Annotated in this window: 15 protein-coding genes; 2 read left to right on the top strand and 13 right to left on the bottom strand. The window is 67.1% G+C overall.

Annotation, left to right across the window (positions count from 1 at the left end):
• Positions 1-4: 4 nt before the first annotated feature.
• The 5 genes from ACSU6Z_RS12175 to ACSU6Z_RS12155 all read right to left on the bottom strand — a co-directional run bounded on the left by ACSU6Z_RS12175 (position 5) and on the right by ACSU6Z_RS12155 (position 7,168).
• Positions 5-1,777, bottom strand: a complete 1,773-nt coding sequence (locus ACSU6Z_RS12175; protein WP_437045176.1) for a non-ribosomal peptide synthetase — start codon at positions 1,775-1,777, stop codon at positions 5-7.
• A complete protein-coding gene (locus ACSU6Z_RS12170) occupies positions 1,774-3,387 on the bottom strand; it encodes a tryptophan halogenase family protein (RefSeq protein ID WP_437045174.1) in 1,614 nt (537 codons plus the stop codon). The genes ACSU6Z_RS12175 and ACSU6Z_RS12170 overlap by 4 nt, the downstream gene beginning before the upstream one ends.
• A gap of 5 nt (positions 3,388-3,392) precedes the next feature.
• On the bottom strand, positions 3,393-4,154 hold the full coding sequence (locus tag ACSU6Z_RS12165; protein WP_437045172.1) for a thioesterase II family protein: 762 nt from the start codon (positions 4,152-4,154) through the stop codon (positions 3,393-3,395).
• Complete coding sequence (locus ACSU6Z_RS12160; RefSeq protein ID WP_437045170.1) at positions 4,147-6,207, bottom strand: MMPL family transporter; 2,061 nt, start codon at positions 6,205-6,207, stop codon at positions 4,147-4,149. The genes ACSU6Z_RS12165 and ACSU6Z_RS12160 overlap by 8 nt, the downstream gene beginning before the upstream one ends.
• Positions 6,208-6,433: 226 nt before the next feature.
• Positions 6,434-7,168, bottom strand: coding sequence for a thioesterase II family protein (locus tag ACSU6Z_RS12155; protein ID WP_437045168.1), 735 nt, complete (start codon positions 7,166-7,168; stop codon positions 6,434-6,436).
• A gap of 214 nt (positions 7,169-7,382) precedes the next feature.
• Here ACSU6Z_RS12155 and ACSU6Z_RS12150 point away from each other — a divergent pair, with 214 nt between their 5' ends.
• Positions 7,383-8,618 carry a cytochrome P450 gene (locus ACSU6Z_RS12150; RefSeq protein WP_437045166.1) on the top strand — a complete coding sequence of 412 codons (1,236 nt, stop codon included), beginning with the start codon at positions 7,383-7,385 and terminating at the stop codon, positions 8,616-8,618.
• On the opposite strand, the gene ACSU6Z_RS12145 is transcribed toward ACSU6Z_RS12150, so the two are convergent.
• The 4 genes from ACSU6Z_RS12145 to ACSU6Z_RS12130 all read right to left on the bottom strand — a co-directional run bounded on the left by ACSU6Z_RS12145 (position 8,619) and on the right by ACSU6Z_RS12130 (position 13,450).
• Positions 8,619-9,599 carry a heme o synthase gene (locus ACSU6Z_RS12145; RefSeq protein WP_437045164.1) on the bottom strand — a complete coding sequence of 327 codons (981 nt, stop codon included), beginning with the start codon at positions 9,597-9,599 and terminating at the stop codon, positions 8,619-8,621.
• A gap of 564 nt (positions 9,600-10,163) precedes the next feature.
• Positions 10,164-10,928: a hypothetical protein gene (locus tag ACSU6Z_RS12140; protein ID WP_437045162.1), complete on the bottom strand. Its 765-nt coding sequence runs from the start codon at positions 10,926-10,928 to the stop codon at positions 10,164-10,166.
• Positions 10,929-10,931: 3 nt separating this feature from the next.
• A complete protein-coding gene (locus ACSU6Z_RS12135; RefSeq protein WP_437045160.1) occupies positions 10,932-13,004 on the bottom strand; it encodes a hypothetical protein in 2,073 nt (690 codons plus the stop codon).
• A complete protein-coding gene (locus ACSU6Z_RS12130) occupies positions 13,001-13,450 on the bottom strand; it encodes a hypothetical protein (protein WP_437045159.1) in 450 nt (149 codons plus the stop codon). The genes ACSU6Z_RS12135 and ACSU6Z_RS12130 overlap by 4 nt, the downstream gene beginning before the upstream one ends.
• A 467-nt stretch (positions 13,451-13,917) precedes the next feature.
• Between ACSU6Z_RS12130 and ACSU6Z_RS12125 the strand changes: the two genes are divergently transcribed.
• Entirely contained in the window at positions 13,918-14,319 is a 402-nt protein-coding gene (locus ACSU6Z_RS12125; protein WP_437045157.1) for a hypothetical protein, read from the top strand.
• 162 nt (positions 14,320-14,481) lie between these two features.
• Here ACSU6Z_RS12125 and ACSU6Z_RS12120 read toward each other — a convergent pair whose 3' ends face one another.
• The 4 genes from ACSU6Z_RS12120 to ACSU6Z_RS12105 all read right to left on the bottom strand — a co-directional run bounded on the left by ACSU6Z_RS12120 (position 14,482) and on the right by ACSU6Z_RS12105 (position 20,175).
• Positions 14,482-18,180 carry a P-loop NTPase fold protein gene (locus ACSU6Z_RS12120; RefSeq protein ID WP_437045155.1) on the bottom strand — a complete coding sequence of 1,233 codons (3,699 nt, stop codon included), beginning with the start codon at positions 18,178-18,180 and terminating at the stop codon, positions 14,482-14,484.
• A gap of 257 nt (positions 18,181-18,437) precedes the next feature.
• Positions 18,438-18,986, bottom strand: coding sequence for an SLOG family protein (locus tag ACSU6Z_RS12115; RefSeq protein WP_437045153.1), 549 nt, complete (start codon positions 18,984-18,986; stop codon positions 18,438-18,440).
• Positions 18,973-19,455, bottom strand: coding sequence for a hypothetical protein (locus tag ACSU6Z_RS12110; RefSeq protein WP_355535293.1), 483 nt, complete (start codon positions 19,453-19,455; stop codon positions 18,973-18,975). The genes ACSU6Z_RS12115 and ACSU6Z_RS12110 overlap by 14 nt, the downstream gene beginning before the upstream one ends.
• A gap of 252 nt (positions 19,456-19,707) precedes the next feature.
• Complete coding sequence (locus tag ACSU6Z_RS12105) at positions 19,708-20,175, bottom strand: hypothetical protein (RefSeq protein ID WP_437045151.1); 468 nt, start codon at positions 20,173-20,175, stop codon at positions 19,708-19,710.
• Between the last annotated feature and the right edge of the window lie 428 nt (positions 20,176-20,603).

Below are 20,603 nucleotides of genomic sequence, written 5' to 3'. Positions count from 1 at the left end.
TCCCTCAGGTGAGGCTCGTGGAGAGTTCGGCGATCGTCGGGTAGTCGAAGATGGCCCGGACGTCGAGATCGACGTCGAGCTCGGTGGCGATCTGCTCGACGATCTCGGTGGCCAGCAGCGAATGCCCGCCCAGATCGAAGAAGTTGTCGTACACGCCGACCGTGTCGAGGTTCAGCACCTCGGCCCAGATCCGCGCGATGGTCTCCTCCCTGGCGTTGCGCGGACCCACGAACTCCGTGCCCGTGTCCGGCCGTTCGGTGTGCGGGTCGGGCAGCTTGGCGTGGTCGACCTTGCCGTTGGCGTTCTTCGGGAGGCTGGTGAGCGGGTGGTAGACCGACGGAATCATCCATTCGGGCAGTGCGGCGCCCAGGTGCTCGCGGAGCTCTCCCTCGGTGGGCTCGTGGCCGGGCGCGGACACGATGTACGCGACGAGCCGCGCGGCCCCGCTGGAGTCCTGGCCGGCCACCACGGCCGTCTCACGGATGAATGGGTGAGCCAGCAGCCGCGTCTCGACCTCGCCGCACTCGACGCGGTAGCCGCGGATTTTCACCTGGCGGTCGGCACGCCCCTCGAACGACAGGGTGCCGTCCGGATTCCAGTGCCCGAGGTCGCCAGTGGCGTACATACGGCTGCCCGGAACGGAGGAGAAGGGGTCCGGGAGGAACTTCTCGGCGGTCAGCGCGGTGCGGTTCAGATAGCCGCGGGCCAGCCCGATGCCGCTGAGGTGGATCTCGCCGGTCTCGCCGGCCGGCACTTGCTCACCCTTGTCGTCGAGGACGTACACCTGGGTGCCGTCGATCGGGGTGCCGAGGACGGGTGCGCCCTCGGCACCCGCGGGGACCGGGCCGGCGGCGCCGATCACGCTGTACTCGGTGGGGCCGTAGTGGTTGTACACCGTGAAGGAGACCCCGGCGGGCGGGTGCTGGGCCAGCCGGTCGGAGCCGGTCAGCAGGACGCGCAGCTTCACCTGCTGCGCGTACGGGCTGTCGTAGAGGCGTTCCGCGAGCAGTGGCGGCAGGAACGCCACCGTGATCCCCTGCTCGCCGAGCCAGGCGAGGGTCGCGTCGGGGTCCTGCTTGACCGTCTCCGGCGCGGCGACCAGGGTCGCGCCCCCGGCCAGGGCGCCCCAGGTCTCCCAGCAGATGGCGTCGAAGGCGACCCGGGCGAGCAGCGCGTACCGGTCCTCACCGGTGATCCCGTGCGTGCGTACGTTCCACCGCGACAGGTTGACGATGCCCTGGTGCGGGACGAGCACGCCCTTGGGCCGGCCGGTGGAGCCGGAGGTGTAGATGATGTACGCGCACGCCTCGCCGGTCAGCTCGGCAGGCGGCGGGCCCTGCCGCACCGTGGTGGCCGCCTCCTTCTCCGCCTCGCGCACGTCCAGGACGCGGGCCGCGGCGTCCTGCGGCCAGTCGGAGGAGACGGCGGGCTCGGAGAGCACCACGCCTGCGCCCGCGTTCTCGATCGTGTAAGCCAGCCGCTCGCCGGGGTCAGCGGGATCCAGGGCCAGGTACGCGCCGCCAGCCTTGAGCACCGCGAGGTAGGACACGATGAGTTCGATGCCGCGCCGCAGGCAGACACCCACCACCGATTCGGGACCGACACCCCGCTCACGGAGCACCCAGGCCAACTGGTCGGCGCGGGCGTTGAGTTCCGCATAGGTCACACGGTCGTCGCCCGCTTCCACGGCGACGGCGTCGGGCGTGGCCGCGGCCTGGGAGGCCACCAGCTCGTGCAGCAGACGGCCGGCCGGTGCGGCGTCCTGGGGGAGGGTCATGACTGCTGATTCCTTTCCGCCATGGTGGTGTCCTTGGAATGCCCCGTGCGCAGGGCTTCCTCGCAGATGTCGATCACGGAGCCCATGAACTTGGCCATCCAGGAGGATTCGCTGACGGTGGGCTCGCGCAGGATTTCGGGATGCTCTTCCAGGAAACGCAGAGCAGCGGCCTGAGGAAGGGCGTCCTTGGCCAGCTGGTCATAGCCGACGGCGCGCCGCTCGTAGGCCTCCCTGGTTTCCCGGGCACCGGTGGCCGCGTGCGGGACCTGCTGGCCGAAGAGCAGGACGTCATGTCCGAAGGCACCGAAATTGACGGTGCCGCCGACGCTCAGGTCGGACGTCGAATAGGTGAGGGCGCCCAGTTCACCGAAACGGGCCACCAGATGCTCGACACTCGAGATGTCGGTACGGCTCCGGCAAGCCCGCCAGAAATCCGTGTCCCGGCGCGTGTTGAAGCGGTAGTGGATGGAAAGGAACCCGCGGATGAAGTCCCAGGTGTCCGCGATGGCCCCGTTCACCGCGTCGGTGGTCTTCGGCGTCAGCCGGCCCCCGCTCTCGGCCAGCGCCATGGACAGCAGCAGCGACTGACGGCAGATGACGAACAGGCCCGTGGATTCCAGTGGTTCGACGAAGCCGTAGGAGTTGCCGATGGCCGCGACATTCCCCTTGACGAACTCGTCGTGCCGACCGGAGCGGAACCGCACCCTGCGCACCGGCCCGAGGCCGGGGTACACCCGGCGGAACTCCGCCTCGGCGCCCTCGTCCGAGACGAAGTCCGAGGAGTAGACGTAGCCCAGGTGGTCCTCGTCCCGCATCGGGATGGTCCATGCCCAGCCGTTGTCCATGGTCTGCGCACGGGTGTACGGCTTGATGGTCCCGTCGTGCGCGGCCGTACCGAACAGGGCGCTGTCGGTCAGGAGACTGGAGGCGTAGGACAGGAACGGGGAGCCCATCGTCTTCTCCAAGAGCAGCGACTTGAAGCCGGTGCAGTCGATGAAGAAGTCGAACCGGTGGTGCTTGCCCTCCGTGTCGACGACCGACGTGATGAGCCCGTCAGGGCCCTGCTCGACGTCGGTGATGGTGCAGTCGACGTGGGTGATGTTCCTGGCCAGCGCCGTCTCGCGCAGATAGGCGAGGAACCGCTTGTTGTCGATGTGGTAGCCGAAGGGGTACAGCGCCTCCAGCGAGAACGGCGGCTGGGAACCGGACCGGACGACGAGATGACGGTGCTCCGACATGAGCACGGACTCGAGCGTGCAGCGCCGGATGTTCCCGTCGTACTCCTGGGACTCGGCGGCCGTGCCGGTGTCGAACGGGTAGTTGAAGTAGTGGTCCTCGTCCGTGCCGCCCCAGTTGAAGCGAATGCCGAGCTTGTACGTCGGCAGGACCTTCCTGTAGAAGTCCTCGATGTCGAATTCCAGCACTCTGTAGAGGAAGGGCGGGAATTCGGAGGTGGTCGCTTCGCCGACCCCGATCACCGGAATACTCGACGACTCCAGCAGGCTGATCTCGGTGTCCGGAAGATGGGCTCGGAGGGTCAGCGCCGCGAGATATCCGGCACTTCCTCCCCCGACCACACCTATGGAACGTACCGCCTCGGCTTCGGGCATACCGGTCAGGCCTCCTGGGTGATGGGATGCTGGATGAGATGCGCAGCCAGAACATTCAGGATTCCGGCGGCGTTTTGGTGGAGATAGAAATGCCCGCCGCGCATGAGGTGCAGGGAGAACTCGCGGTCCGTGTAGGCGCGCCACCGCTCCAGTTCGGCGGGTCTGACGAAGCGGTCGACGGTGCCGCCGAAGACATGCAGCGGACATTCCAGGGGAGCTTCCTCGGAATGCCGGTAGCTGCTGACCGCGGCGAAGTCGGCGCGCAGCACCGGCAGGATTTCCTTGATCAGGTCGGGCTGTGCTTCGCCGCCGTTCGAAAAAGCGTACGAGAGCCCGTTGAGGAAATCCAGAATCGCCTTGTCCGGAATGCCGTCCAGAGCGCGTGGCTGCAGCGTGTGCGGCGGCGGGAACGAGGAGACGGCCAGGGCGGCGGGCAGGGACCGGGCCAGGCGACGCACCCGCCGGGCCAGTGCGAAGGCGATCAGCGAGCCGGCGCTGTGCCCGAAGAAGGCGTACGGCCTGCCGGCCACGGCCGCCGCCACTGGCTCCTCCGTCGCCGCGAGCGTCGCGTCGAAGTCGGTGAGGAAGGGGTCCCCGGCCCGGTCCTCGCGCCCCGGAAGCTGAACGGCCATCAACTCGAGTCCGTCGGGCAGGGCACGGGCCCAGCGGCGGAACGCCGAGGCGCCGCCGCCGGCGTGCGGAAAGCAGACCACCACCGGGGCGGTCGGCCTTTCGGGCCCGAAACGCACCAGTCGGGCCTCAGACATCGCTGCCTCCCGCCACCGCACCGGTCCGGGAGCGCACGGGCTCGGCGGACCCGGACGCCGCACCAGGGGACGGCCCGGCGGACAGCGCACGCGGCCACCACATCCGGTCCCCGAGGTCCACCAGCAGTGCCGGCATCAGCACCGGTCGCACCACGAACGCGTCCAGCAGCACCCCGAGCGCGACGACGACGGCGACCTCGACCACGCCCACCAGCGGCAGCAGCGCGAGCGCCGCGAACGTGGCGGCGACCACCAGTGCGGCCCCCGTGAGCGCGGGGGCTGTGACGGCGACCGCGCGGTGCACACCGGCCTCCGTGTCGAGGCGGGCGCGCTCTTCCTTCACCCGCGCCAGCAGGAAGACGCCGTGGCCGACGCAGAACGTCATCAGATAGGCCAGGGAGTGCAGCGCGAGCGTTCCGTCCTGGCCGGCGAAGCCGAAAACCGGCCGGTGGGCGGCCACCGACAGGCCCAGCGCCGCGGCGTAGGCCAGGACCACACTCCCGACCAGCACCAGGGGGGCGACGACGGATCGGAACAGCAGGCCGAGCGTCAGCGCCAGGACGAGCAGCAGCAGCGGGATGACGACCGTGCGGTCCCGGGACTCGGCGTTCTCCCTGTCGAGCGCGATGGCGTCCTGGCCGCCGACCAGGGCGTCCGCGCCGGGCACGGCGCGCACTGTGTCCCGCAGGCGCTGCACGGTATCCAGCGCGGCCCGGCCGGCCGGGGGCGATGTCGGCACCGCGGTGATCAGGGTCAGGTCGCCCGCCTGAGCGACCCGGCGGGGCTCGGCCACACCCTCGGTGCCGCGCACCGCCGCCAGGGTACGCTCCGCGGCGCCGGACCGCGCAACGACGATCACGGGTGACGTGGTGCCGGCCGGGAATCCCTTCGCGAGCATCCGCTGGCCGGTGACGGCCTGGGGTTCGTGGGCGAACGAGTCGTTCACGCCGAGACCGGTGTGGGAGGCGAGCAGTCCCAGCGACAGCGCGCCGAACACCGCGGTCGTCGTCGCCCAGACCACCCGGGGCCGCTGGCCGGTCCGCTGCGAGAGGCGGCCCCAGAAACCCGGTTCCGGTTCCGCCGTGGCTCCGGGACGGGGTATGCGGGGCCAGAAGATCCAGCGCCCGAACACCAGCAGGGCGGCGGGCAGCAGGGTCACCGACACGGCCAGCGCGCACACCACGGCCACCGCGCTGACCGGCCCGAGCCCGCGTGTCGTCTCTAGGTCCGCCGCCGCCAGGCACAGCAGGCCGGCGACCACGGCGACCACGCCGGGGAGGACGGCCGCGCCGGCCCGGGGAAGCGCGGCGCGCATCGCCTCGTGCCGGTCGGTGTGTGTGCGCAGTTCCTCCCGGTAACGGGCAATGAGCAGCAGGCCGTACAGGGTCGAGCCGCACAGCGCGAGTACGGTGAGCAGCCCCTGTGACAGCGTCGTGTACGTCAGTCCGGTGGCCTTGCCAAGCAGGTAGACCGTGCCCTCGGCGACCGCCAGGCCGAACGCCGCGACGGCCAGGGTCACCGCCCACAGCAGGGGGCTGCGATGGGCGACGACAAGGACGAGCAGGAGAACCAGCAGCGTGCCGAGGAACAGCGTCAAGTTGACGTCGCGCATGATGTCGGCGTTGGCTGTCGTGTAGCCCGCCTGACCCGTCACCGCTACATCCAGCCCGCCGCCGCCCTGGCCGACCACACGCTGGATGGCGCGCACGGAGTCACCGACGTCCGCCGTCTCCTCGAAGCTCAGCTCGGTGCCGGGCACGGGGAGGTCCACGCGGACGACGGCCGTCCTGTCGTCCCGGGCAAAGTCGGCCTCGTGCACCTCGGCCCCCGCGGTGATCCTCCGGTCGACCGCTTGACGGTCGCGGTCGATCCGGGCCCGGTCGGCGTCGGTCAGCGAGGCCGCGCGCTGATAGACGATGAGCGCGGCCATTTCCCTGCTCTGCGGGAAGTTCTGGTATTTCTGGTCGGCTGCGACGGATTCCGCGAAGTCCGGCAGGGTGCTGATGCTGCTGTTCTTCTGCAGCGTGAACATCTTGCTGCCCTGGGATCCCACGAGAAGGAGGATGAATAACCAGGCCACCAGAACAAGCCACTTGGTTCGCCGCCCTGCCGGTATCCCAACGAACCGAGCAACTCTATTCACAGCGATCGCTCCTTCGATTTATCTCACACCGGGGCCGCGCCACCGTAGCTCCGGGGCGGGAGCGGACTCAAGGAATGGTCGGACGCACTGCACGGCGTGCGCGAAGACGTGTCCCGTCGACGGGACACAGCCCTTGTCAAAGCAAAGGCTTGGTGACTTTCTGGAGGATCTCGGACCCGCTGTCGAAGAGATAGAAGTGGTCACCGGGGAAGAGATCCAGTGAGAACTCGGTTTCGGTGAGCTCGGCCCAGCCCTCCAGCTCGCGCGGAGTGGCGAAGGGATCCGTATCGGCCGCGAAGGCGTGGATGGGACAGGACAGCGGTCGCTCGTCGCGGAGCCGATAGCCGCCGGCCAGTGCGAAGTCGGCCCGGAGGATGGGCAGGAACATCTCCAGGAAACCGCGCTGGGAGAGCAGCGTCTGCGGCACGTAGCGCCGCTCCAGCAGGAAGTTCAGCAGTTTGTCGTCCGGCTCCTCGTGCAGCGGGTCCGGTATGCGGACCTGTGGTGACGGGTATCCGGAGACCCCGAGGCAGACCGGGCCGGGAAGGCCCTCCCGGCGGCGGAGCAGGGTCAGTTCGTAGGCCACGAGGGCGCCCACGCTGTGGCCGAAGAAGGCGAAACGGCGGTTCTTGAGAATCTCGGCGAGTCCGGCCGCGGTCTGCGCCACCAGCGTGTCCAGGTCCGGAATCAGGGACTCACGGATGCGCGTCTCTCGGCCGGGAAAGCGCACGGCAAGAATCTCCACCTCCATCGAGGCCACGGTACGCCAGCGTTGATAGGCCGACGGTCCGCTGCCGGCGTGGGGAAAGAGCACGAGAAGGGGTCGGTCCGGGCGTGAGGAGCCGATCCGGGAAACCCATTTGCTGCTCATCCGTCATCTCCTTTGCTGATTCTCGGAGCCGTCGCGGCCCTGCGGGCGGCGACGCCCGGGCGATCCTCTCTCAGGCGATGGATACACGGGAGTCCCGCAGACGCACCGGACAGCCGTACGTCGGCGCTCTGGCGTGAAAAGACGTCGAACGAGCACGATGCGTAAGGCGTGCGGGGCCGTTCCGCTGAGCCCGCGTGATCAGGGAGGAATTCTTGTGCTTGGTTTGAAAGCCGTCGATTTCGAGGACTTGGACGAGTTGGACCTGCTGGATCTGAAACTGCATGCGACGGCTGATTTGGGACCTCTCTGGAAGAGGCTCCGACAGGAGGCTCCCGTCTGGTGGCATCGCCCGCGTGGAGATGTTCCCGGTTTCTGGGTGGTCACCCGGTATGCCGACGTGCTGGGCATCCTCAAGGACCACAGGAGGTTTACGGTCGCTCAGGGCAACATGCTGGGAACCCTCCTGCACGGGGGCGACACCGCCGCCGGCCGGATGGTCGCCGTGTCGGACGGCCGGTGGCACGCAGGCCTGCGGCGGCTGATGCTCTCGGGTATCGGACCCAGGGTGCTCGACCTGGTCAAGGACACGATCGAGACCACGACGCGTGACCTGGTCGGCAGGGCACTGGAGCGGGGCGAATGCGACTTCGCCCGGGATGTCGCGGCGCAGATCCCCCTGACCGCGATCTGCGAACTCCTGGGGGTGCCGCAGCAGGACCGGGCCCGCGTCCTGGAGCTGACGAACCAGGCGATGCTGTCCGGCGGCGCCGAGGAACCCGACGTCGAGATCCGCGTGGCCCGCAGCCGGATCCTGCAGTACTACGCTGGCCTGGCGGCCGTACGCGGCGACGCGTCGGGCAGCGACATGGTCAGCCTCCTGGCCACTAGTGAGGTCGACGGGCGCCGCCTCACGAAGGAGGAGGTTCTCCTCAACTGCTACAACCTCATCGTCGGCGGAGACGAGACAGCGCGGCTCGCCATGAGCGGCGGACTGCTCGCACTGACGGAGAACCCGGAGCAGTGGCAGCGACTGCGCGCGGATCCCCGCCTGGTCGACCCGGCGGTCGAGGAGATCCTCCGGTGGACCTCGCCAGCCTCGCACATCGGGCGGACCGCCCTGTCCGACGTGACCTTGCACGGTGAGGTGATACGGGCGGGCGATGTGGTGACCGTGTGGAACGTCGCGGCGAACCGCGACGAGCGGGTGTTCTCGGAGCCCGACCGCTTCGACATTGGGCGCTCCCCGAACCGGCACCTCACCTTCGGTCATGGCCTGCACTTCTGCATCGGAGCGGTGCTCGCTCGGCTGGAACTGCGAACGATGCTCCGCGTCATGCGCGAGCAAGTCTCCTCGGTGGAGGTCCGGGGTGAGGTACGGCGCATTGAGTCGAACTTCATCACAGGTGTCAGCAGTCTTCCGGTGACACTCAACAAGGCCGAATCGGCCTGATCACGGCGTGTAAGAGTGGAGAACCGCGTCGACGGCCAGCGCAGCGAAAAGCAGCGTGAGGTAGGCGATGGATCCGTGGAAGAGCGCCATGGTCTGCGGATCGCGGTCTCGTCGCACGGCACGGTGAATGCTGTGCACCTTGACGAGAAAAGTGCCACCCAGAGCGATCGACAGCACGCCATAAATGGGTGTAGTGGGGGCAAGTGGCCATACGGCGACCGAGGAGAGCACCATGAGCCAGCTGTGCACGATGCTCTCGGCCAGGACACGCCGGCTGGAAGCCACTACCGGTAGAACGGGAATGTTGGCCCTGGCGTAGTCGTCCTTGTACTTCATGGCGAGAGCCCAGAAGTGCGGCGGCTGCCAGAAGAAGACGATGAGGAAAAGGCAGAGCGCGGTCCACGACAGGGACCCGGCGACGGTTGCCCAGGCGATCAGCACAGGGGCGGAGCCGCACAGGCCGCCCCACAGCGTGCTCTGCGGTGTCCGCCGCTTCAGCAACAGGCTGTAGACCAGCGCGTAGTAGCCGATTGCGCAGAGGGTGAGCGCCGCGGCGAGGACGTTGGACAAGACGAGGAACAGGCCGACGGACACCGCACCGAGGCACGTTCCGAAAATCAGCGCCGCGCGGGGGCCGACCTGATGACGGGCCAGCGGACGGTTTCTGGTTCTCTCCATCAACTGGTCGATGTCACGGTCGATGAAGCAATTGAACGCACCGGCACTGGCCGCCGCACCGGCTCCGCCCACAACAACGACGAGTAAATCGGAGAGTGAAGGGAGTCCTCGGCTTACCACGAAGAGAGTGGGAACGGCCGAGACTAGCAACAGCTCAACTATGCGCGGCTTGCAGAGAGACAGATAAGCGCCCGCGATGTCCCTGAGGGATGACCGGGTCAGCGGAGCTTCGAGAGGTCCGCTCGTAGCGATGTCGTTGACGTCGGTGATGGTCAGTCTTGTCTCGCTGTTCAGCGTGCTCAATTACGCGGCCGCCTTTCGGACTACGTGGCTCCTTGGAAGGGCCGTTGAGGCGCCACTGAGCATCCAGTAGGCTTTCTCTAGCGTCAAGATGCGAGTGTATCTATGTGGGCCGTTCCCACGTCCGCTGTCCGCCGGTCGCAATCCACGAGTCCGTGTCTCTCGGCGTCTTCATCCTTGCGGTGAGCTACAACGCCATTTCCCAACCGACTTCCAGTTGTCCGGCAGAGGCGCAAGTAAGTCAGCAAAGCGGTGCCGAACCGCGGTAGCTTCGTCATCAGATGCTGGGGCAGGGGCGAGCGCGCCTGAACTCAGCGCTGCCGCACGGTCGGGTCGTCGGCGCCATCGTCCGCCGGAAGATGGCCGTGCCGTTGGTACGGCATCTCATCAGGGTGCTTCTCAAGCCTGGTACGTCGCCATGCCGCGTCGAAGGAGAGATTCCCCTGGCTGGCCCGTGCCAGCCGCCACGCACGCCAACTAGTCCACGGAGCAAGCAGCCACCGCCACACGGATGTCCTCACCGAACCACCACTCCCGCGAGCCCGAGGTGGATGTTCGCCGCCGTCCTCACGATGCACCCGCCGGATCGCCCGCGTGCCCGTTGAGCAGGGACTGCGCCTTCGCGGCGTGGTGTGGTCGCTGGGCGCTGTCCATGCCGGCGGCCAGGAGGGTGAACAGCATCTGCTTTTGGGTGTGGTCGGGGAAGCTGGCGAGGAATTCGCGCAGCACTCCGACGGCTTCGTGCTCGACGGTCCGTTCGTCCTCGGGGCGGTGTTGGGCGAACACCTCCGCGACCGTGTTCACCTTGTCGGCGAGGGCGGGGAGTTGAGACCAATCGGCGTTGTCCCGCTCGATCCATCGCACCAACAGGGCTGCGGGGTCGGCCAGTTCCACGGCGAGAGCATCGGTCTTCTGCCGTCGAAGGATGTCGGTCACTGCCTGCTGGCGCTGAGCAGCCAGCTGAGCGGTTACGGCGGCCCGGTCGTCCGGCAGCAGATCGAGTGTGAGCTCGGCCGTGAACTCGACGGGAGGGTTGGTCGGCAGTTGACGCAGTCGGGCGAGGTGCTGGCCGCAGACATCCCGCGCCGAGGCGAGGTCCGCCGGGTCGCATCTCTTCGAGACCTCGCCCGCAGCGTCCCTGAGCGTGGTGCGCACTGCCCCTGCGATTTCCTCGACCGGGCCTGGGTAGGGCGGCTCGGTCAGGACCGTGGCCGTGATCCAGGCGGTGAAGCCGATCCCGGGGCATGCGCTGCGCAGCCGGACCTCGAAGCGGGCCAGGCCACGCCGGACCGCTGTACGCGCACGGCGGCGCGACCATCGCGTGGAGGCCATGGGTCAGGCCTCCGCCGAAGCGCGCTCGTGCGTGGCGACCAGGGACGACAGCGCTGGGGGCAGCCGTAGTTCCTTGCGCAGATCGATGACCGCTTCGCCATCGGCGACTCCCGGCTCACCGAAGATGAGGGCCGAGACCGGAGTGGCGTACAGGCGCTCCAGAATGATCTGGTTGAGGAGTTCCGTCATGAGCTCGGTCGGTACGTCTTCCGTCTTGCGCACCTCGGCCCAGGCGGCCAGCAGTTGCCGGCAGTCACCTTCGACCCGAGGGTCGGCCAGGGCCGCGTTCCAACCGTCGACGAGCGCTTCCCTGATGTCCTGCTTCTGCTCGGCCGCGGCCAGCATGACCTGCAGAACGTACGGGTCCACGCGCGGATCAAGCAGCGACAGAAACGCCCGGTGCCCCGCCAAGAGCTTCTTCTCCGTGGCCCACTTGATGACCGTGCTCCACACACGAGGCAACTGGCCCTCGCGGGCAGCGATGTCCCGCAGCGCCGCCTGCGCCGTCCGTACGGCCTCGTCCGGCTCGGGCCGGTCCAGGATGTGACGCAGACGGACGAGGGCCTGGCGCGGGTAGTGCCGGGCGAATTCGCCCTGGCAGACCAGGGCGACGACGGTCGCCACGGCTTTTGAATCGTCCTGAGCCGAGTCCAACAGCAGGCTACGGACTGCGGCGCCCAACGTGGCCGACTCGGCGGCGACCGTCAGGAAGCGGGCGATCAGCGCGCGGTGCTCGGGACTGTCGGCTCCGTTGTCGATCCATGCGTGGACCTTTTGGACGACCCGGACGTCGTTCTCGGCGATGGCCAGCTCGACGAGGAGGTTGCTGATGGCGGCGAGCCGGTCAGCACCTACCGCCTTCTGGGAGGTGATTACGTCCAGCCACTTCAGCAGGTGCGGGTGGAGATCGGCGCGCTGCTGCCAGAGGTGGAGCAGGACGGCTCGGGCGTATCCGGGCTTGTGGTCCAGCGACACGGTCCGCCCGGTGACCTCTGCGCCCATCGCTGTCAGCCGACTGGTCAGATCAGGGCCCGTCAGGATCGTGCGTACGTTCGTCTCCGGGGATTCGCCCAGCAGCGCCCGAGCACCGTCCTGAACCGTCAGGGCGTCCTTGCCGTTGAGGAACAGAGCAGAGATCAGCAAGGCTCGGTCATCCGGGTTGTTCTCGGTCGCAGAGAAGACGTCCCGCACGTCGGTGCGCCATTCCTGGAAGGCGCTCAAGGCTCTCTTGAGGCCCTCTGGGGAGTCTTCTGCGGCGGCAAGTTCGGCGGCCAAGTCGGCTGCGTCCGCAGGGCGGCTGCCGTCGGTCAGCTGCTGCGCGGCTTCCTTGGCCAGGCCGGTGTCCGACGCTGTGGCGGACAGCCACGGCAGACGGCCCGGCTGACGGTGCAGGTACTCCAGATGCGACCTGGCAACGCGGAGAGCGGACGGCCGGGCCACGGCACGGACGACGACGCCCGCGACCGCTCCTGAAACTGCCTCAGGCCAGCCGTGTTCGTCGGCGATCACGACGAGGAACGAACCCGAGAACCTCAGCTCCTGCGCGTAACTCACCAGCTGCTGAGCAACCGAGCCGGGATTCTGCCAGGCGCTGATCTCCCCAGCCACGTCCAGCAGATAGCCCGTGCCCGACTCACTGGGAAGCTCAGCGATGTCCGGGGAGCCGGGCTTCTCCCAGTCGGGCACGATCTCCTGAAGCTTGAGCGACTGCCCCCGGGACACCTCCCACAACGCCTTGATCCCGGCAGCTCGCTTCCCATATCCGGGCGGGCCCGTGACGACTGCCAGACGAGGCCCCTCCCCGGTGAGATGGGCGATGGCTTTCTCCGCGGTCCGCACGGGCTCGTCGCGCACATCCAGCTCCACCCACGCCCGTCGTACGGCGTCGAGATCGGCCTGCGGGATGTGGACCACTGGCAATTGCGGCTTGTCCTTCATCGTGATGGAGCCGGCCGCAATGATGATCTTCGAGTTCTGGTTGCCGCCCACCTTTACCTGGAAACCGGGTGTCGGCGGGGTGACAGGAAGGGGAGGCGGTGGCGGCGGGACGGCCCCCGGGAAGGTCTCCTCGCTCACCGGCTCTGCTCCGGCGCGCGGTAGTGGAAGCCGCCTGAGGCGTTGATGTCGCCGCCCGAGACGACGACCATGCTGTCGGTGTTGTGGTGCACGCTCGTCCGCGCCCCATCGCCGTCGTTTGCACCCTTGACCTGGTCAACCAGGTCCTGAAGCTCCTGCGCTGCGTCCGGATGCTTCTGCAGAAACGCTGCCAGCTGGATCATCAGCTCGTTCCGCAGCCGGTCCTCTACCGATCCGCGCTCGCTCTCCGAGCTGTCGACAAGCCGTTGCCGCGCGGAATCGATCAACCGCAGCTCCTGCGCGGCGCTCTCCTCGCCACCCCGCCGGAAGAGCCGGGCCACGCCGACCCGCATGGACTCCCACGTGCTCTTCGCCATCTCGGCGACCAGGGCACCGGCCCCCAAACCCGCGACCTGCATGATGTCCAACGCGTCCCCCATGGTCATGGTCGTTTCCCCTGCTCGGCGGGCGTGCAGGGGTCGGCGGCATATTCGACACATCAGGGTGGATCTCGGCGTGAGAGTCGGCAATCGAAAGTATTTGCCACATACCGGAATGAGTAACTGCCAAGCAGACAGATCCGGCCGGTTCGGATTCGAGGCGCGCAGTGCTGTGCTGAGCAAGCCTCCGTAAACCCCAGGATGGGCGGCGGTTCAGCTTTCAGCTACGGCGCAACTTGGCCAAAGCGCCACTTTGAGTAATTGTCCGGAAGTAGGGCGAGCTGGTGTGAGCAGAGTGAGCGCGGTATACGCACGATGACGGAGGGACTGCCCTCGGCATCGACCAGGACGGCCTGGTCCGATGACTGGTGGGCATCGCTTACCACCGGCGTGACTGTCGGCACGCTTCGGCTCTGGAAAGCCGGCGTGGTGTGCACCAGGCCGGAAGCCCGCCGCAGCAGCAGGATGAGTGCATGCAAGTTCCTCAGATTGGAAGCGGCCGGCCTGCCTGGCAGGTGCTGGATCGACTCCGTGCCGTCGGGCCGGGCTGGCATCCCCTGCTCCTGCGACTGCACGAGCAGATCGTCACCGTCGATCCGGGCTACCGAATCGATGACCTGAAGGAAAAGCTCAGCGCGGTCCGCGTCCGCATCTCCGGTGCCGCCATGCCTCCCGAGATACGGGGCCTGGTCCTTTCAGCTGAGGTTCGGTCCGCGACGATCTGCGAGTTCTGCGGGCAGCCTGGACGCCGTCGGCGGCGAGGGGACGCCGAATTCGGATGGATCAAAGCGGTGTGTGACAGCTGCCACACCGCATGGTCGGATCACTCCATCATGATCGTCAACGGAGTGGTCCGGCACCGGCCGACGCCGTGAGGCAGCTGCTCGCAGTGGCCGAGCCTTCCTCCCTGCAGCCCGGCTGGAGGAGCTTGCGCTGGCGCGCCGGGTCGAGGAGTCGCTGCGATGTACCGGACGGGGTGGTCGAATCCCGCCCGGCTGTACGGTGCGGCCTCAGGGGTGGCTGCCTCCGTCGGCCCGTTAGTCGTCGTTGCTGCGGCTGATGCGACGCGTTCTCAGCAGACCGGTGCGCTCGGTGCGGTAGCCGACGGCCGTCAGTGCCTTGATGCCGCGCTCTTCGAGGCTGCGCCACTTCTTGCCGCTGGCTTCGACGGCCTCGCGCACGGCCTTACCCATCCCCTTGGGGACGGACTCCATCAGCTGAGGCAGATACTGGATGGCGAGTTCGGCGGATCCCTGGTTGCCCTCGAGCATGGGCAGGAGGATCGTCTGGATCAATTCGCGGCGGGCGGCTGGGTTCGTGACGTGCGCGGCCCGCCACAGGTCGAGAACGGCGCGGCGGTCGGGATTCCTTGAGGCGCGGGCGTACCGCTCGATCAGCAGTTCGGCCGTAAAGGCGTCCGGAAGCGATGGCCATCCGGCCGAGGTCAGCATCTGCGCCGGCAGGCGAGTGCCCGGGCCTGCCAGCAGATCTCTCCAGAAGCCGGCCTGGTCCTGCGCGGGCAGAGCAGCCAGCCGTGACGCCACTGCCTGAAGCAACGCAGCGTCGGCTTGCATAGGCGACAGTTGCCGCAGGCCTGCCGAGACGGCCTTGAGCAGATCCGATGCCGAAGGCTGTTCGAGCGCGATCCACGCGGCCAGTGTTTGGCCGGCGTACTCGGGACGGCGTCTGGCGTAGTCGGCCATGTCGGCCGCCGTCGGCAGCGGCTGAAGACCGTCCCTGTCGACGCCGCCGGTCACCAGCAGGTGGCGAGCCCGGACCTGCAGGCGGGTGTGCTCATTCCCGGGCAGCCAGCCGCCCTCATCAAGTGCCGTTACCAGAGCGCGGGCTTCCTCGGGGGCCAACGGAGCAGAACCAGGAGAACTCAGGTCACGCAGGCAGTCGTTCACGAGGGACTCGATGTAGGTCACGATCGTGCTGTCGTCGGAAACGAGGAGGCTCTCCCCGTCGGCGAGCAACTCGGTGACATTTGCCGCCTGATGGCGGACAAAGGCCGCACGCTGCAGTAGCCCGCTGTTCTCCAGTGGCCGAAGCGCGTCGAGCAGTCGCAGTTGCTCCTCGGCTTCCTCGTCGGTCGAGGGTCGGGACAGCGAAGGCAGGACGAAAGGAGTGATGTGCGGATGCCGGCCCGGAGGCTGGTCGTCGAAAAGCCTCATGAAGCTGTCCGCGGCGCGGCCGATCTCCTCGGGTTTTGGACTGCTGTCGGACTTGCTGGCCAGTGACCATAGCTTCTTCAGCGGAGTGTCGAACTCGACGGTCATTTCGGCGATGGATGATCGCGGATCCAGCAGACCCAGCCACGTCGGCCAGTGGCTGATCGAACGTCGGTGGACGCTGGACAGCACCGCCCGGGCCAAGGCGGTCTCCCGTACTACGGGGATATCGTTCGCGTTCCGTTCCACGATGTCCCGGCCCGATTTGCTGTCCAACGCCAGCAGCAGTCCTACTACGGCGTGTGCCGCTTCAGGACATTCCTCGCACCAGTGCTCCAGAAGCTTCTCCAGCCTCCGCAACGCCTCGTCGGGAGATGCCGGCTCTGTAGGCGCAGCCGGCGGTACAGCTGTCGGCTGGCCTTGCGCTTTCGTCCATTCTTCGTGCGTCTCGATCAGCGCCCGCAGTTCCTTGGCGATGTGGGGCCCGACCTGCTCCATGAGGATTGCTGCTTGAGAAGAGGAGAGTTCGGCAAGCATGTCAGCCATGTCCTCCTCCTCTCCCAGCAGATGATGCGACACCAGCTGTTGCACGAGGCCGGGGTCTGCTGCGAGGGCTGGCTCGACCTGGCGCATCACCATGGCGGCTGTGGCGGAGTTGTCTCGGACGGCAGAGTGCTGCAGGACGATCGTGCGCATCTCGACTGCCGCCGGACGGTCGCTTGCCACTGCCAGCCGCCAGCATCCGGGCAGTACCTCGTCCGGCAGTGCGTGCGGGGAATTCGTCAGGATCGGGGTGAGTGTCTCGACCGCGGTGTCCGCCGTGCCGTCCAGGGAGACAGCTGTGTCACCGCAGACGGCCAGGACGGCATGGGCAACGTTCTCCTCCTCCAGACCGATCGCGTCCCGTGCCTGCTGTAGGAGTAGAGCCAGCGCGGCAGAGCGGTCCTCGGCCGGAAGACCGCCGACGGAGGGGAGCACCGCGTCCAACTCGGCGTTCTGGGCCTGCTGCTCCAATGTCTCGGCCACAGTGGCAGGCAGTTGGAACACGCTGCCGCTGGTCTCCATGAAGATCAGATCACGGCCCGGGCCCAGCACGTTCCGTGTCTTCTTGAGATAGGCCACCAGTTGCTGGCCGTGGTGCTTTCGGACGTCGGCCGCCTTCTTGTCCTCGTCCTCGTTCTCGTGCTCGTCAAGGTCTTCAGGGTCACTGAGATGCTGGTCGACGGGTGCGTCGAGGTTCGCGTAGCGGCGGGCGGCGTCCTTGACCTGCTCGCTCACGGGGAAGCCCAGATCGGCCTCGGGGTTGGCATCCAGCGCCAGTACGAAGGCGCACAGCCGGTGGTCGAGCAGCAGATCCCTGGCGAACAGCGGGAACTCCACCCGAAGGCAGACCAGTTTGGCGATCTCCTCCACCCGCGTGGCGGGGTCAATCTCCAACAGCCCGTCCGCAGCCCGCCGCTGAGCCAGCCGGTACGTCAGGACGAATGTGTTCAGCAGCGCCTTGACCCGGCGGGGACTGCGCACATGCGAGGGCACGAGAATGCTCACCACAAGGTTGACGTCCACTGCCGCCCACACGCCACCCCGCCCACGAACCAAATCGGCGGCGAAGCTGGTCACCTTCGGCACCAGCAGCGGAGGGAGACTGAGCTGGTACTGGAACACCTTGTCCAGGTAGCCGCTTCCGCTGCTGTAGTACGGGTTGACGGCATCCTGGGGCGTGGCCTGTTCCAGAGCACGCGTGAGTGCCTCTTCCAAAACCTGCTGGTCGGCGGCGACGACGAAGACGCAGCGGTCAGCTCCCAGGAACGTGCGCAGGGCGTCCAGCGTCGCCACGACATCGGAGGGCTTACAGCGGTCCAGTTCATCGACGAAGACAACGAGCCGTTCTACGCGGGAGTGCGTGACGAGGTCGGCGAAGAGCCTTTCGAACTGCTCGTCACTGTCGGCTGCTTCCGTCTTGTGCTCGCGCGTGAGGGTCCGCGAGACCAGGACCATCAGAGACGTCAACAGGGCCGCTGGCGCGATACCCGCCTTCAGTGCTCCAGCCAGCATGTTGGCGAACGTCGGTCGGAAGGCCCCTCCGTGCAACCAGGCAAAGAGCGCCATCGTAACGGCGAAGAAGGCGACAACAGCGCCGAACATCCAGCCGAACATCTTCAGCAGGCGCCATACTGCGCCCCGCTCGAACTGAAGCTTCACGGCGACCCGTCCGCCATAGAGTTCGTCGTGGAACTTCGCGTCCTTGATCCCCAGGGCGGTGGCGACCGCGATGATGAAGTTCCTGCGCAGCGGGTTCTCCGCGTACTTGAAGGCGTCGAACCGCACAAAGCGCACGTCCCGTTGCTTCTCCAGCAGCCCCTTCAGGAGATTTGCTACGCCTGACTTGCCGCTGCCCCAAGGCCCCCATACGGCGATGTTGGTCGGCGTGGGGACGGACAGCACCACGTCGTACAGCTGCTCAGCGATGTGGCTGTGAGCCAGCCGGTCACCCTGGGTGTTGTCGACCTCGCGGTCCCGGATCAGGTCGTCCGGCTCTATACGGCTGCTGTCCCCTTGTGCCACTGCTGCCCCGCTCTCGGGCTTGTGCCCACGTCCCCCTGAAGTGCGCGGCCTGTACCGGTACTTCACCTGGGTAACACGATAAACGGCACCACCGACAACGGGTCGTTCCAGCGTTCAGATGTCTGCTTGGCAGCACACGGCGGGCCTTTGGCCCCAGATGTCGTCGACGTTGGCTCGACCAGTTGTGACTGGCCACTGCCAAGGATCGTCGAGGGGCCTTGTCCCCCGTGTCCCTGGGGCGGGACCTGTCAGCGTCCTTATTCAGTCCCGCTGGCATCGTCGTCACCTTGAACAGCGAGCCACGCCTGCCGGGCCACATCGAGTTCGTCACGCACACGGCCCCTGCGCCATTCAGGGAACTCTGCCAGCAGCAGCCACCTTCCGACATCGGGGTCCAGCCCGGTCACAAGCCAGGTGGGAACATCGATCAGCAGACCGCGCAGACACATGTCCGACGTGCCACCGGACCGGGGGCCCAGGCGAGCATGGAAGGCGATGATCAGCTGTGGGTGCTCCCGCAAGAGCATCCGGGTGTTCCGCTCGGGCCCGGCCGAGCGCCAGGTCCTCGGGTTCGCGCGTCGTGCGGCCTGCCAGTCCACCGGGTGACAGCGATGGCGGTCATCACCGAGCCCGTTCCGTTCGCACCAGACGTGCGCCGCCCAGTCCGCACCTGACGCGGCGCCCTCGATCACGACGAGCCGATCTCCGTGACGCGCCTCCAGGCGGTCCAACACCGCGACGACCGTGCCGGGCCAGGCCCACCGCCGGTCGCCGCACACCAGTACGCGGGGATCAGCCAGTTCCATGCGGGTCCCCGTCCTCCCCGGCCTCGATATCGGCCGGCGTCTCCTGAACTGCTTCGTCGTGCGGCGTGAAGGACGAGGAGTCGGTCTTCCGCGCCTCACATTCCGCAATCGCGAGAGCGTCTTCGAGTCCCCTCAGTTCTCGCTCGCTGATCAGTGAGGCAATGGGCCCGGTGACGTCGGTGAAGACGATGCGCGTTCCGGAATTGGAGATCCTTCGGAAAAGGTCTCCGAGTGACGTGGGCAGTCGCGAAACGGGAACGTGGTCCGGGACGCTCGGCGGTGAATCCAGCCAAGCGCAGGTGTGGAGCATGAAATTCAACGCGCATCCCTGACGGGCTGCTTCCGTGGAACGATCGCGAGCCAATGCTTCTTTGATCGCCTGGCTCAAGAATTCCTCTGTGCTCTTTCCCGATGCTTTGGCCCAGGCGCGGATTCGCCTCTTCACTCCAGGTGCGAAGGGGATGCTCATCCGTAGCATCCCGTCCGCGCCTGGGAAGAAAGTGCACAGCACGTCAACGGGAAGGGAGTCCTGGAGTCGTCTCCATACCTGCCCGATGGCACGCTCCTCGTCTCGTGCAGATACGAGAACTGCGATGCTCTTTCCATCGGGTGACGATGCCATTGGCATGCCGCTGACCTGTCGCGCTGCTTTTAGCTCGACTCCGCGTACGGTCCGAGTCAGGATGATCTCGATTGCGTGCAGAGGCACAGGAACTCCAGATCAGTAGAGCGAGATGGGGCCGTCGGGAAGCCAACCTTCCACGTATCCGGCGACCAGAAGAGCTACGCCTTCAGGGGATACGTCACGATGGCGAGTCTTGAGCTCGCCGATTTTCCACCGGGCGTGTGACGGAGACATTGTTTGAAACGAGTCCGACTCTTCCGCGCTGATCCGCACAACGTAAACCTGGGAAACGGTTTGCTGGTCATGTTCCCAGCAGTCCGACTCCCGTGTTTCGTGAACGCCGTAGAGGGATCCGAAGCGAGGGTTCCTGATGTGAAATCGCTCGGCGAGATGCTGGGTGGCCCCGTCCTTGAAACCTGTGCCGGCGGCGAGCAGCGTCTGTGGAACTGTCCAGCCGCCGCAGCACCCGCCGCACAGCATTAGGCGATTTTGGTCATCCAAGAGCAGGAGGAGGACGCGGCGGTCGACTACCGACGGGGCTGACGGAGCGTGGGAGGTTGCCATGCGGTCCAGGCTGTCGCCTAGCTACTCAAGTAGCAATCCGAATGCCGTCCCTCGGGTGACAGGTTCACTCGGGTAGTGCCAGATGTGCGCCACAGGCCGCGGCCTGCCCTCATCGGCGTGCGCGCGTCGCACTGAATCCGGGCGTCGCACTGCACCCTGCGCACGCGCTATGAGCTGCGAAAACGCTGAAACGGCGTTTGAGATTCGAGGCTGTCGCGTTTTGGGGCGTCGCACGCCACCCGGTCTGACCTGCGGCGACGGAATTTTCCACACATCCCACGAAGGCGGGACCTGCGGAGGACCTTGCCGGAGGCCCGCTGATCGGGTCTTCGGGTCGGTCGTGCAAGCTTGCCGGCCGGATGGTTCCCGCGACGCCTGCCGGGAAGCCCCGGACAGGGACGTCGCCGGATGACCGGCTGACTCATGAC

The organism is Streptomyces sp. enrichment culture (assembly GCF_964273145.1).
GTDB lineage: Bacteria > Actinomycetota > Actinomycetes > Streptomycetales > Streptomycetaceae > Streptomyces.
Note: the sequence above shows the minus strand (reverse complement) of the source record. Positions and strands in the feature narration are given on the sequence as shown.

Coding starts and splice junctions, on each gene's coding strand:
- ACSU6Z_RS12130 (WP_437045159.1), bottom strand. CDS start 13,450: ATGACCATGGGGGACGCGTTGGACATCATGCAGGTCGCGGGTTTGGGG.
- ACSU6Z_RS12125 (WP_437045157.1), top strand. CDS start 13,918: ATGCAAGTTCCTCAGATTGGAAGCGGCCGGCCTGCCTGGCAGGTGCTG.
- ACSU6Z_RS12110 (WP_355535293.1), bottom strand. CDS start 19,455: ATGAGCATCCCCTTCGCACCTGGAGTGAAGAGGCGAATCCGCGCCTGG.
- ACSU6Z_RS12175 (WP_437045176.1), bottom strand. CDS start 1,777: ATGACCCTCCCCCAGGACGCCGCACCGGCCGGCCGTCTGCTGCACGAG.
- ACSU6Z_RS12115 (WP_437045153.1), bottom strand. CDS start 18,986: ATGGAACTGGCTGATCCCCGCGTACTGGTGTGCGGCGACCGGCGGTGG.
- ACSU6Z_RS12140 (WP_437045162.1), bottom strand. CDS start 10,928: ATGGCCTCCACGCGATGGTCGCGCCGCCGTGCGCGTACAGCGGTCCGG.
- ACSU6Z_RS12105 (WP_437045151.1), bottom strand. CDS start 20,175: ATGGCAACCTCCCACGCTCCGTCAGCCCCGTCGGTAGTCGACCGCCGC.
- ACSU6Z_RS12155 (WP_437045168.1), bottom strand. CDS start 7,168: ATGAGCAGCAAATGGGTTTCCCGGATCGGCTCCTCACGCCCGGACCGA.
- ACSU6Z_RS12170 (WP_437045174.1), bottom strand. CDS start 3,387: ATGCCCGAAGCCGAGGCGGTACGTTCCATAGGTGTGGTCGGGGGAGGA.
- ACSU6Z_RS12165 (WP_437045172.1), bottom strand. CDS start 4,154: ATGTCTGAGGCCCGACTGGTGCGTTTCGGGCCCGAAAGGCCGACCGCC.